The organism is Sphingomonas sp. Leaf67 (assembly GCF_001421965.1).
Classification (GTDB): Bacteria; Pseudomonadota; Alphaproteobacteria; order Sphingomonadales; family Sphingomonadaceae; genus Sphingomonas.
The window spans coordinates 70,446-83,293 of record NZ_LMLP01000001.1; the positions used below are offsets into that span (position 1 = coordinate 70,446).

Here is a 12,848-nt window from a genome sequence, read left to right on the forward strand (position 1 = left end):
CGCGTTGGGCGGCGATCATAACGGAAGGGAAACCGCCATGAAAAAGCTTCTTCTGCTGCCAATCGCCGTCGCCGCACTCTCGATCGGAGCCTGCAGCCAAAAGACCCAGAACGAAACCGGCGAGGCCGCCGACGCCGTTGCTGCCGACGTGAACGCCACGATGGGTGAGGCCGTCAACGACGTCCAGACCGCTGGCGAGCGTGCGCTGGGAGCGGCTGAAAACGCCACCGATCGCGCAGGCGACAAGATCGAGAACGCAGCCGATCGCGCCGGTGCCGCCATCGATCGCGGCGCGGCAAAGGCCGATGCGGCCACCGACAACGCCCAGCGTGAAGCCGGCCAGAGCCTCGAACAGGCCGGACGCGACCTCCAGCGCTGACGTACTGCGGTTATCTGGATCAAAAGGCCGTCCCCCGATGCAACGGGGTGCGGCCTTTTCCGTAGGAAGGCGATCGATGCGGCAGACCCATGTGCTCCCCTTGCTGTTACTCGCCGCTTGCAGCTCGGCTGACGAGCCGAGCGCGCCGGGTGGAGTCACCGACAGCGAAGCAGCGGCATTGAACGATGCTGCAGCGATGCTGGATGCGAACAGTATCGACGCCAATGTGCTGACGGCGCAACAGAAGGAATCACGATGACCGATCTCTCGCTGCGCACTTTGGGTGCGACCGAACTCGTCACCCCACCGCTGATCCTTGGCGGCAATGTCTTTGGCTGGACGATCGACCGCGCCGAGAGCTTCCGTATTCTCGACGCGTTCGTCGACATGGGCGGCACGATGATCGATACGGCCGATGTGTATTCGGCATGGGTCGATGGCCATCGCGGCGGGGAGTCCGAGACGATCATCGGCGAATGGTTGCGGCAATCGGGCAAGCGCGACCGTGTGGTGCTCGCGACCAAGGTCGGGATGCTGCCCGGCGACAGTGGCGAAAAGCTGGCCCCGGCGCGCATCGCGGCAGCGGCGGAGGCCTCGCTTGCGCGGCTCGGCACCGACCGTATCGACCTGTATTATGCGCACCAGGATGACAAGGCGGTACCGCAGGCGGAGTATCTGGCCGCGTTCGGCCGGTTGATCGATGCCGGCAAGATCCGGGTCCTCGGCGCGTCGAACTTCCGGGCGATGCGACTGAAATCGGCGATCGATATCGCCATCGCGGAGGGCTTGCCGCGCTTCCACGTCCTGCAACCCGAATATAATCTGGTCAGCCGGCATAAATATGAAGGCGAGCTCCAGAATCTATGCGTCGAACATAATATCGGCGTTGCGCCCTATTACGGCCTTGCCGCCGGCTTCCTGACCGGAAAATACCGCTCGAAGCAGGATCTGTCGCAAAGCGTCCGGGGCGCGGGCATGGCGACGTTGCTGGAGGGCAAGGGGGCGGCGGTTCTGGCCGCAATGGACGCGGTAGCTACGGAGACCGGTGCGACGCTCGCGCAACTGGCGCTAGCGTGGCTGGCCGCGCAGGAGGGTGTCGTGGCCCCCATCGCCAGTGCGACCAGCGTTGCGCAGTTGGAAGAGTTGGTCGGGTCGTGGCGCATGCAGCTGTCCGACGACCAACTCGCCCGACTGACCAACGCCGGCGTCTAGCGTTTCGTGCGGGGGTGCCGGGACGCCCCCGCCCCCGCCCCCAGCGTCATTCCGCAGCTTCGGCCAGTTCGTCGAACTCGGCGGCCTGCAGGAACCGTTCGGCGTCCAGTGCGGCCATGCAACCGGTTCCCGCTGCCGTCACTGCCTGGCGGTAGACCTTGTCCATTACGTCACCACAGGCGAACACGCCCGGTACGCTGGTGCGGGTCGATCCGGTCTCGACCGCGATATAGCCGTCGTCGTCGAGCGCCAGATGCCCGCGAAACAACTCGGTCGCTGGATGATGACCGATCGCGACGAAGCCGCCATCGACCTCCAGCATCGACAACTCGCCGGTCATCGTATCTTTCAGTTCGATACCGACCAGCCCGTGCGGACTGCCACCACCGACGAAGCGTTCGACCTGCTTGTTCCACAGGACGCTGATCTTGTCGCTGGCGAACAGACGCTGCTGCAGGATGCGTTCGGCGCGGAAGCTGTCCCGGCGATGGATGATGGTGACATCGTCGCTGTGATTGGTCAGGTACAGCGCTTCTTCGACCGCGGTATTGCCGCCCCCGATGACCGCGACCTTCTTGCCGCGATAGAAGAACCCATCGCAGGTCGCGCAGGCCGATACGCCCTTGCCCTTCAACAACTCCTCGCTTTCAAGGCCGAGCCACCGGGCCTGTGCGCCGGTCGCGATCACCAGCACCTCGCCTTCGTACACCTCGCCGCTGTCGCCGGTCAGGCGGAACGGGCGGCGCGTCAGGTCGACATCGACGATCGTGTCCCACATCATCCGGGTACCGACATGCTCGGCCTGCGCCTGCATTTCGCCCATCAGCCATGGCCCCTGCACGACATCGCGAAAGCCCGGATAATTCTCGACATCGGTGGTGGTCATCAACTGACCACCGGGTTGGATACCCTGAACTACAATAGGCTCCATCCCGGCCCGCGCCCCATAAATTGCTGCGGACAAGCCAGCCGGGCCTGAGCCGAGGACAAGCATGCGGGTATGATGGGTTACAGACATCGTGACATTTTCCGTTCGAGGCATTCGGCCCGTCTAATCAGAGCCGACATTCGAACGCAACATGGGGAATCCCGAACCCGCCGCAAGCGTATCTTGGGCAGGAGGTCAAAGGACGACTGCGAGAACCACTCCCCAGAACGGGATCGCCAGCAGGGTGCACAGGATTAACCCGGTCATGTTCGGCGGACGATCGCGCGGCCCTTCTATCACCGGACGGCGTTGACTAATGGTAACCATCTCCGAACCTCTCCGCTATCGTCGTTGAAGATGAACGAACAAAGCAGACAACGGTTCGATTTTGGGACACAAAAACCGGTAGCTCGTTCGCCGGTGTGGACTTCTGCGCCGCATCTTGCATCGCCGGGTTTGGACGGACGCGCGTTGTGATCCCGAACGACAGAACGGCAACCCTTACCAGACAAAGACTATATTGACGGCAGGATCGTCCGATCTGACGGTTCGCAACCGGGTCGCCTAAACGTGACGAACAGCTAACCGACTGGCACCCGGGCACCAAGCAGCGCAGTAGGTATAGGCGGTGTCCGATTAAACACTAAAGTCAGATCCGACGCCGTCAGCTCACTCAGCCGATACGCAATGACTGAACATGCGACTTCGCGCACGCGAATATCACTTGCCACATCGGATGTTATCGATCCTGCTTCAACAGGAACGTTGGAATGGCGTCCCGTCAGACATGGTCCGCAGTCCAGAGACCGGTAAGTCGAATGGACACGCCGTCGATACTAATACGGTGGTAGCGAAGGAGGGATTTGAACCCCCGACCCCAGGATTATGATTCCCGTGCTCTAACCAACTGAGCTACTTCGCCCCGCCACTTCCCGTCGGGAGGCGGCCCTATACGAACGGGAATCGTCGTGGTCAAGCGAACATGTGGCGAGAAAATGCTTCCCATGGGCCACCGCGATACCACCAGCTTGCCAAACCTGCGATTTTGACCGGTCGCGGCGAAAATTCGGCGGACAGGGTTGCCATCAGGGCCTTGGCCTCGGCGGGCTCGACCTTGTTCTGGATAGTGACGTGCGGACGCCATCCGCTCCGGTCCTGTGGTATCAGCATCGAGCCGAAGGCATCGGCGAGATCGGCACGGATCGCTTCGAGATCGGGCGATTCGATGCGATAGGCGACGCCGCGACCCAAATTCATCAACCCGCCGATCCGCGCGACCGGTGCCGCCTGCCCACGCGTCGCCGCGTTCAAGCGGCGTTTGAGTTCGGCACCCAGCTCCGGTGCCAGATGATGGAACATCGTGCAGTGCGCCGCGAGTACGTTACGCTCCGGCGGGAAATACGCCCGACGCTGCCGCTCGAACCATGCCTGATCCTCGTGACCGAATACGGCGGTCACGATGATGGGAGCGGAAAGTGACGTGTCGGTCAAATTTCGACCTGACTACCCAGTTCGACCACGCGGTTGGTCGGCAGGCGGAAAAACTCCATCGCGCTTTCCGAATTCTGCAGCATCCAGGCGAACAGCTTCTCCCGCCAGATCATCATCCCGGGCCGAGAGGACGGCAACAGCGTCTGTCGGGCGAGGAAGAAGCTGGTGTCCATCATCCGGAAATCGCCACCACAGCAACCGACCACCTTCAAGGCCCCCGGTACGTCGGGATCCTGCATGAATCCGAATTTCAGGATCATGCGGTGGAAGCCCTGCCCCAGATCCTCGTTCTTGGTCCGCACTTCCGGATCGACATAGGGCGTATCGGCGATCTTGACCGTCAGCAGGATGACCCGGTCGTGCAGTACCTTGTTGTGCTTCAGGTTGTGCAACAGCGCGTGCGGGACACCCTCGGGCGTCGACGTCATGAACACCGCCGTGCCCGGCACCCGCGTCGCCGAACTTGCCGCCGACTGGATGAAGACCTTGATCGGCATCGCGGATTCACGCATCCGCTCGATCATCAGCTTGCGTCCCTTGGCCCAGGTCGTGAGCAGGACGAAGACGACGATCCCGACCAGCAACGGGAACCAGCCACCATCGGGAACCTTCGTCAGGTTCGACGCGAAATAGGCGCCGTCGATACAGAGGAAGATCGCCATGAACGCCGCCACGGCGGCCACCGGCCAGTTCCAGACGCGCTTGACCAGCACCGCGATCATGCAGGTGCTGATGAACATCGTGCCAGTTACGGCAATGCCATAAGCCGCGGCGAGGTTCGACGATTCCTGAAACCCGAAGATCAGCAGCAGGACCATGATGAGCAACGCCCAGTTCACGGCGGGAATGTAGATCTGCCCGGCCGCATCCGCACTGGTATGCTCGATACGCAGACGGGGCATCAGGCCGAGTTGCACCGCCTGCTGCACCACCGAGAATGCGCCAGTGATGACCGCCTGGCTGGCGATGATCGTCGCAAGCGTCGCGAGGATGACCAGCGGCAGACGGAAATCCTCCGACGCCATGAAGAAGAACGGGTTGGACGCGGCAGCGGGGTTTTCGAGGAGTAGCGCGCCCTGCCCCAGATAATTGACCATCAGCGCCGGAAACACGCAGTACAGCCACGCGATCGATATCGGACGCCGTCCGAAATGACCCATATCAGCGTACAGCGCCTCCGCGCCGGTCACCGACAGCACGACCGACCCCAGCGCCAGAAACGCCATCACGCCGTCCTGCGCAAAGAAGCGTACTGCCCAGATCGGGTTCAGCGCCTGCATGATTTCCGGCCGGTCGAGGATGTTAATGATGCCAAGACCGATCAACGTCACGAAATAGGCAATCATGATCGGCCCGAAGAGCCGCCCGACTCCTGCCGTCCCGACCGCCTGCAACCAGAACAGGGCGATCATGATGACCACCGCGATCGGGATCACGAACGGGTCGAACCCGGCATTCACGGTCGCCAGGCCCTCCACCGCCGACAGCACCGACACCGCCGGGGTAATCATGCAGTCGCCAAAGAACAGCGCGGTCGCCAGCACGCCGAGAATGACGAGGCTGGACGTCCAGCGACCACCGCCCGTCTTGCGCTGGATGAGGGCAAGCAGCGCAAGGCTGCCACCCTCACCATTATTGTCGGCACGCATGATGATAAAGACGTATTTCAACGTCACGATCAGCATCAGCGACCAGAATACCAGGCTGACGACGCCGAAGATATTGACCTGATCGACTGGCAACCGGTGGTGACCGACAAAGGTCTCCTTCATCGCATAGAGCGGCGAGGTGCCGATATCGCCGTAGACAATGCCGAGCGCGCCGAGCGACAGCTTGGCGAGCGACTGCGACGGGCCGTGATGGCCCGGTCCCTCGGCGGGAAGGTCGGTGGCTTCGCTGGAAGCCTCTCGGGAAAATATCACGGGCGCGGGGACCGCGCCGAAGTGGCAACGAAGTTGGTCATGTAGACCGCGTCCCAATGGTTTGAGCGCGGGCCGGTAGCACGCGCACCACAGCCGCGCAACGTTCGGTGATGGGCGCGGTCACCTGCATGGCAGATGAACGACGTCACGCTCCAATTCCGCGCTACGGACGTATGCTGCCGATATCGATCGCCGCCGGTATCAACGCCAGATTTTCGATCGCGGCGAGCCCCCATTGCGATGCGGCATTGGTGCTGACGCCCGGCCATTCGACGACGCCACCGGACAGTTTGCGTCGGGGATCGCCCGGCCGTGTGCCAAGGCCAGCCTTGCCCGCGAAAAATTCGGTTGCCGCCCGTGTGGCGAGGCTCGCGTCACTCTCGGCCCACGCGGCGAAGGCGGTCAGTCGCGAATGCGCTTCGGCGAGATTTTCCGAACCCTCACGCGGTCCGAACCGCGCTTCGAACTCTGCGCGAGGGGCATTGTAATACCGGCAGTAGTCGAGCCACGCCTGGCGGTAGCGCGGCACGTCGAGCAGTTGCAGCAGCTCCGCATTGATCTCGACCGCCCCGAAGACCGCATTCAGATGCGATATCGATACCCTGTCACCGGGTCCGACGAAACGCCCGCTGGCGAGATCATACGGTGCGCTTCCCGCGATCCAGCCATTTTTCAGACGGCCGATGCTGTCCATGCCTGCGATCAGCCGGTCGCGCCATTGCCGATCACCGGTGCGTTCCCATTCGGTCAGCCACGCAGCAGCAAGCGAGCACCACACCGTCCCGAACGACATCTCGATCAGTCCCGCCGACAATGTCGGACGTTCGCTGCCTGGAACCTTTCGTCCGATCTCGACCGTGGCCAGCGTCCGGTCCGACGTCAGCAGGTCACGCATCAGGTCGCCGACCCGTTCGTCTGCCGTCAGATAATAAAAGATCCGCCGGTAGGCGGCGTTGCTGATACGCGGTTGTTTAGAACTGTCACTGAAGTGTTGCACGCCGTGGCGCGTTCCCATGCCGCGGAAACGCCCCAGGTGATAAACGTCGACTTCGCCAGTATGACGCGTCATTGCCTCCGCCAGTCGGTACGCCTGTCCGCCGCCGGTGCGTAGCGCCTGCATCCATAGCCACAGGTCCGGGGACAATTCGCTGTTCGCCCATGCAAAGCCGCCGATATCGTAGCGCCATTGATGCCGGTCGGCGTCATAACTGTGCATGACGTCGCCGTGGTTCCAGAAACCGTACCAATGCCGCCGATCGACTTCGCTCGCGTAGAAATCGACGAGATTGGTCAGCTGATCCTCGATGACGGTACGGTTGGGCGTCGAGCGATCGGGGAGGCTCCAATGGCCGAAGACCTTCGCCGCGTGCAGCCCGGCGGGATCGGCAACCAGTTGCGGGGGATCGGCGACAACCGATGCCAGCACCTTCAATCGCTCAGTCGGCGGAGTCGCTTCGAACGCCCACAGCATCAATTCGCTGGTGCGCGCGATCCCGGTGGCGCTGTCCCAGCCCGGCTCGTAATCTTCGTAGGTTACCGCCAAGCCTTCGTTCTGGGCATCGAAATTATCCATTCCCATCACGCCGCGATAGGGCCGCAGATCCATCGCCCCGGCGCGCGGCGACCAGAGCCACATCGTCAGGTCGGCGCTGTCGGCCGCAGCGTTCGTTATCGCGATCTCGGCCGGATGCCGTTGCCAAAACCAGCGCGCACCGATCGCGGCACCGCCCTGCGGCGAACCGACATAGGCGAATCCGGGTGCCCGGCCGCCCTCCCCCGCATCGATCCAAGCTTGATCGGGGCCAGTGCGCTTGTGCAGCGTAAAGCCCTGTCCCGAGAATTGCGCCAGCGACACGTCGCTCCATGCCGGAATCCGCTCGAGCAGATCGCCGACCGGTTTCGCCATCGCCGTTGCGGGCGGCGTCGCCCGCCCGGCGATCTGCGCGAGGCGAGTGGCCTCGCCCGGATCGCGCCGCAGCCCGGTCAGCGGCCGCACCGCCTCGACAAACATCGCCCCGTCGTCGAGCGCGATCCGGACATGCCGGTCGTGCAGAGGTGCGGCCATCGGCACCGCCGCGGTCAAGCCGATTCCCGACACGAACAACGCCGCCGGATCGACGTCATGGACGAAGCTGTGGACGATCCGCAGCCCCTGCGACCCGGCATAGGCGTAGAGGCGCACGACGAACGGCAGGACACGCTGACCGGGACCGACGTGATACCCCTCGACCTTCACCACCGCGCGGACCGGCCCGCGTTGCTCGACGCGCACGTCGTCGATGCGTCCCTTCAGCGACAGGCGCGGCCCTTCGGGCGATCCCTGCCGCAATTCCGCGACCAGTCCCGCTTCGCGCATCACGGTCCGGTCACCGCAGGTCGCGCGGCGGACCAGTGCGTCGCCCCTCCGGGCGATTTCCCAGCGATAGTCGCCGGTAGCGATGACGATCGTGTCAACCTGTTCCTCGACCCGGACGGGCAAGGCAGGTTGCGGCGCACGGCCGGGGGCGACGACGACGGCCGCGCCCGGCATGGCGTCGGCGGGCAAGGCATGGGCCGTCCATTTGACGCTGCCATCGGGCCAGCTTGCCGTAGTCCAGCTCTGCGCGGGCAACGGACGCCCGGCGTCGTCACGCACCGTCCATCCTTGCCGCGCCGAAACCCGCCCGCGCGGCCATGCCATGCCGAAGGTCTGGCCGACATGCGCGGCCGGTGCCGCTCCCTCTACCCAACCCGCGCGCGCTTCGACCGGTCGACGCCGATCGCTAGGCGCGGCGATGGCCGGCAGGCTGCGCAGCCCGGTCGCAAGCATGGTCGCGCCCAACAGGCCGCGGCGGGTGATCGGCATGGTCGTCTCTCCGATGATCAGGGCCGGGAAATCTTCAACCGGCGAATGCGCAAATGGCTTTGCGTCGTCCGGATCGCGAACCAGCCGCTGCGATAGGGATTGGGGTCGGTCATCGCGAAGAGCGAGCGGCCGTCGCGTTCCACCGCGATCCGGTTCCCGTCCGCAATCAGCGCGATCCGGGTCCAGCGATTGGGCTGCAACATGGCGGGCGGGTCGGCGCGATCATGTTCGGGCAGCAACGGCCGGTCGCCGGCGCGTCCGGTATAGCGGCGCATCCGCGTGGTCGTATTCCGGTTGCCGCCGATACCGACATAATAGGTGGTCAGCGTATCATAGTCCTCGAACCGGCCACTACGGCGTCGATCGAGGACCGCCTGATCGATCGCCGCCGGATCGGTCGCCATCCAGAAGGCGTTGAGGTCGCTCACCTGATCGTTCGGCCCGCCTGCCGACACCGGCATGGCATCGAACGTGATCCGCACGGGACCATCGAGACGTCGGGGATACCAGAGGGTCAGCCCGCGCGGTGTATCGATGTCGATCACGCCGCCGGGTAGAAACCGGACACGGGCCGAGGGCGATTCCGCTTCGGTGCGCCATGCGGGCGGCCCATCGTGAATATGGGCACAACCGGCGGTCGCCAGTGCCAACGCGAATAGTACCGGCCGGCCGCGATGTTCGACGACGCGGCCGGCCGATGGCATCACAGCTTGAACTGCGCACCGATGAAGATACGGCGACCGCTGTCGGTATATTCGATCGGCCGGGCGTCATCGATGTACGACCGGGACAGTTCGTTGGTCAGATTCAGCGCCTCGAAGAACATGCTGTACTGCGGGGTGATGCGGAACTGCACCTTGGCGTCGACATAGGTTTCGCCACGACGATAGACCGGGTTGTTGGCGCTCGACGCATCGACCGCCGCGATCAGATAGTCGGTGCGCTTGTTGTAGCTGACGCGCGCGTTCAACCAGTCCTTGTCGTAGAAAATGCTGCCATTGTACGTGAACTTCGACAGGCCTGGGAAGTCGTCGATAGCCTCCCCGGTCGCCTGGTTGGTCAGCGTGCTGTTCAGCGCGCGGCTGAAGGTGAAGTTGCCGTTGACGCCGAAGCCGTCGAGCGGTGCCGGCAGGAACGAGAACACCGTCGATGCGCTGAACTCGAACCCGTCGAGCTTCGCCCCGAAACCGTTCCTCGGCTGGCGCACGGTGTACAGCACGCCGTCGTTGAACAGGTCGACACCGGCGATGACCGACGCAGGCAGAATGAAGCTTTTAATATCCTTGTAATAATATCCGACGCTGACGACGGTGTCGGCATTGGGATACCATGCGGCGTTCAGGTCGTACTGATCGGCGCGATATGGCTTCAGCGCCGGATTGCCGGCCGAGCAGGTGTCTTCGCCCGCAATCGTGTCGGCGAGGTCGATCACGCAGTTGACCGCCGGCGACAGATCGCTCGGCCGCGGCCGCGCGAGATTCTTGGCATAGGTTGCGCGGACGAACAGGTTGGGCCGTACTTCGAGCGACAGGTTCGCGGCGGGCAACCAGTCGTGATAATCGTTGGACAGGGTGACTTCCTGCACCGCGACCGTCACGACCTCGATCACCGCCGGAATGCCGGGAACGCCGGTACCCGGCCGCACCCGGCTTTCGCGCCGCGTGTTGCTGCTGGTCGAATCGTCCTTGGTGTAGGTGTAGCGCATGCCGGCGTTGCCGGTCAGGTTCATGCCGAACACCTCGGTGCCAAAATTCGCGCGCAGATACCCGGCCACGATCTTTTCGCTGATAATGTAACCCGGAATCTGCGGCAGGCCATCGGCCTCACGCACCCGGCTCTGGTTGAAGTTCGACAGGTCGTAGAACCGCGACAGGTTGGCGAAATCGAACAGTGGCTGGGCCAACCGTGGCGGGGCTCCGTCGATCCCCTTGATCCCGGTGAACAGCGGCGCGCCGCCGGTAAGGCCGCTGTTGGCCGCGAGGAACTGCTGATACTGCGCCGGGGTGAAGTAGGTGACGCCGGCCGCGGGGCCGGTGGCCGGCGGCGAGCCGATCACGGTCGAGAGCGACACGTTGTTGTTGTACTGGAACACTGCCGGACGCCCGACGATGCCCGCCGCCGGAACCGCGGTCACGGCCGGCGACAACAGCCTCCCGCCGCCCGCGCCATAGGACACGAGATCCTGGTTGCGATACTGCCCGCCGAATTTGATGCTCTTGAGGAAGCCCCAGTCGAGATCATAGTCGACGTCGAGCTTCAGCTGGTCCTCCGCCGAGTCCGCCTGGCTCGGGCGATACTGCACCGACGGTCCGGACTGAACCAGCAACTGGCCGTTGGCACCGCGGCGGGTGTTGTCGCCGTAGGAGCCGATGTCGGCGGGATCGAAATTGCTGGGAAACGTCACCACCGGCAGCCCGGCGTCGTTCCGGCGATCGAAGCTGATCCCCGACACGCCGGTCGTGATCGAAACCAGATTGGTTTCGTTGACCTGGCTGCCTTCCGACCGGGAGGCCAGGAAGATCATCTTCATCCGGTCGAGGTCCCATTTGAACCCGGTCTGGAGGTAGCGCGTGTTGCTGTCGAAGCTGAAATCGCGACGCTGGACGCCGACGATGTTGCTTGCCCCAGCCGAATTCGCGATCGCACCCGACCCGGTCGGGGTCACGCCGTTCAACGCGGAGGTCCAGCTTGTCAGGATATGGTCCTCGGTCGTGACGAACGACTGGGTCGGGCGCGCCCGCGACGTGCCCCCGGCGGCATTGGCGGCGAGCGCCGCATCGAGATTGTAGCGGGTGAAGTCGCCGTTGCTGAGGGACAGGCCGGCACCGCTCAGACCACCGCCCATGTTCAGGCCATAGTTGGTGTCGCGCAGATTCTGGTTACGATAGTTCAGCTGGACCTGGCCCCACGCCGAGAAATTATCGGCCAGCTGGACCTGCGCCTGAAAATCGACCGACGTCCGCGCGTCGGTACGCTCCTGATTGCGATAGCGCACCGAACCCGGTGACCAGTCGAAGAACTGGTCTTCGCAGGCAAGGCGGTTGGCGGTCGCGAGCGCGGCCGTCGTGCCGGTCGTGCCCGCGCAGCTCTCATAGGTGCCGAAATTGGCATAAGCGGGATTGGCGACCGTTTTTTCGGTCGAGCGATCGAAGTCGAAATACCGCTGCCAGTTGGTGTTGGCGACCGAATCGCCGCGCGTGTCGACGACACTGTGCGTGACGTTGAACAGCACGCCCAGCCGCCCGTCGAACAGGTCCGAGCGGCCCGCCGTCAGATTGAAGCGCGGACGCCATTTCTCGGTCAGGTTCAGCCGCTGCGCCTCGCCCTTGACGCTGAACAACGGTTTGGTGAGTTCGAGCGGACGGCGCGTCTCGACGCGCACGGTGCCGCCGATGCCGCCTTCGGTCAGGTCGACGGTATAGCCCTTATACACGTCGATCGACTTGACCAGCTCAACCGCCAGTTCGCGGAAGTCGCCGCTGCGGCTGCCGTCGGGTGCCTGCTGGCTGACGCCGTTGATCTCGATACGGTTCAGGTCGGGTTCGACGCCGCGGATCGAGACTTTCGACCCTTCGCCGAAGTCGCGCTGAAGCTGGACACCGGTGATGCGGGCCAGCGCCTCACCGACGTTCTTGTCGGGGAAGCTGGCAATATCCTCCGCAACGATCGAGTCGACGACGGTGTCGGCGTTCTTCTTGCGGGCGTTGGCGGACTGCAGCGAGGCGCGGGTGCCGGTGACCAGAATTTCGGCTTCCTGGTCGAGCGGATCGGTCGGCGAGGTGCGGACCTCATCAGTCGTCGTCGTGTTACCCGTTTTCGGTGCGACCTGTGCCAGTGCCGGTACGCTGCCCAGTGCAACGATCAGCGCAAGCCCGGAAGCGGCACCGCGAAGCTGCATTCCACGGATATTGGCGAACGACGTCATGCAAACCCCTCCTCATGTCTGGCACGGCGCGTTGGTGTTCCCCGTCGCCGATTAAATTCGCTTTGCTCGACATTGCGTACCGTCGAATGGACGGGTTGCAAAGCAGAATCTTCGCAATATGATATTTGTGTCCATATGGTGAGACA

9 protein-coding genes and 1 tRNA gene are annotated in these 12,848 nt (G+C 63.7%); 3 read left to right on the top strand and 7 right to left on the bottom strand.

The annotated features are described in order from the left end of the window. Positions 1 to 37 precede the first annotated feature (37 nt). The 3 genes from ASE90_RS00360 (at position 38) to ASE90_RS00370 (ending at position 1,591) form a co-directional block, all read left to right on the top strand. Entirely contained in the window at positions 38 to 379 is a 342-nt protein-coding gene (locus ASE90_RS00360) for a hypothetical protein (RefSeq protein ID WP_055994465.1), read from the top strand. A 76-nt stretch (positions 380 to 455) separates the two neighbouring features. Beyond that, positions 456 to 638 carry a hypothetical protein gene (locus ASE90_RS00365; protein WP_055994468.1) on the top strand — a complete coding sequence of 61 codons (183 nt, stop codon included), beginning with the start codon at positions 456 to 458 and terminating at the stop codon, positions 636 to 638. Beyond that, positions 635 to 1,591: an aldo/keto reductase gene (locus tag ASE90_RS00370; RefSeq protein ID WP_055994471.1), complete on the top strand. Its 957-nt coding sequence runs from the start codon at positions 635 to 637 to the stop codon at positions 1,589 to 1,591. Before ASE90_RS00365 ends, ASE90_RS00370 begins: the two co-directional genes overlap by 4 nt. Before the next feature lie 46 nt (positions 1,592 to 1,637). Here ASE90_RS00370 and trxB read toward each other — a convergent pair whose 3' ends face one another. The 7 genes from trxB to ASE90_RS00405 all read right to left on the bottom strand — a co-directional run bounded on the left by trxB (position 1,638) and on the right by ASE90_RS00405 (position 12,702). Then, complete coding sequence (trxB, locus tag ASE90_RS00375; RefSeq protein WP_055994474.1) at positions 1,638 to 2,585, bottom strand: thioredoxin-disulfide reductase; 948 nt, start codon at positions 2,583 to 2,585, stop codon at positions 1,638 to 1,640. Between the two features lie 779 nt (positions 2,586 to 3,364). After that, positions 3,365 to 3,441: transfer RNA gene (locus ASE90_RS00380), tRNA-Met, on the bottom strand. A 50-nt stretch (positions 3,442 to 3,491) separates the two neighbouring features. Beyond that, the gene (locus ASE90_RS00385; protein WP_235531599.1) at positions 3,492 to 3,977 is read right to left on the bottom strand and encodes a 2'-5' RNA ligase family protein; all 486 of its coding nucleotides are present in this window, start codon (positions 3,975 to 3,977) and stop codon (positions 3,492 to 3,494) included. A gap of 29 nt (positions 3,978 to 4,006) precedes the next feature. Further along, on the bottom strand, positions 4,007 to 5,932 hold the full coding sequence (locus ASE90_RS00390; protein WP_235531600.1) for a potassium transporter Kup: 1,926 nt from the start codon (positions 5,930 to 5,932) through the stop codon (positions 4,007 to 4,009). Positions 5,933 to 6,095: 163 nt separating this feature from the next. After that, entirely contained in the window at positions 6,096 to 8,777 is a 2,682-nt protein-coding gene (locus tag ASE90_RS00395; protein ID WP_055994481.1) for a hypothetical protein, read from the bottom strand. 17 nt (positions 8,778 to 8,794) lie between these two features. Then, entirely contained in the window at positions 8,795 to 9,481 is a 687-nt protein-coding gene (locus ASE90_RS00400; protein ID WP_055994483.1) for a DUF6250 domain-containing protein, read from the bottom strand. After that, entirely contained in the window at positions 9,481 to 12,702 is a 3,222-nt protein-coding gene (locus ASE90_RS00405; protein WP_055994488.1) for a TonB-dependent receptor, read from the bottom strand. The genes ASE90_RS00400 and ASE90_RS00405 overlap by 1 nt, the downstream gene beginning before the upstream one ends. Positions 12,703 to 12,848: the final 146 nt, after the last annotated feature.

Excerpts from the sequence above, each read along its gene's own strand:
- ASE90_RS00405 (WP_055994488.1), bottom strand. The coding sequence starts at position 12,702 with ATGACGTCGTTCGCCAATATCCGTGGAATGCAGCTTCGCGGTGCCGCT.
- ASE90_RS00400 (WP_055994483.1), bottom strand. The coding sequence starts at position 9,481 with ATGCCATCGGCCGGCCGCGTCGTCGAACATCGCGGCCGGCCGGTACTA.
- trxB (WP_055994474.1), bottom strand. The coding sequence starts at position 2,585 with ATGCTTGTCCTCGGCTCAGGCCCGGCTGGCTTGTCCGCAGCAATTTAT.
- ASE90_RS00360 (WP_055994465.1), top strand. The coding sequence starts at position 38 with ATGAAAAAGCTTCTTCTGCTGCCAATCGCCGTCGCCGCACTCTCGATC.
- ASE90_RS00370 (WP_055994471.1), top strand. The coding sequence starts at position 635 with ATGACCGATCTCTCGCTGCGCACTTTGGGTGCGACCGAACTCGTCACC.
- ASE90_RS00365 (WP_055994468.1), top strand. The coding sequence starts at position 456 with ATGCGGCAGACCCATGTGCTCCCCTTGCTGTTACTCGCCGCTTGCAGC.
- ASE90_RS00395 (WP_055994481.1), bottom strand. The coding sequence starts at position 8,777 with ATGCCGATCACCCGCCGCGGCCTGTTGGGCGCGACCATGCTTGCGACC.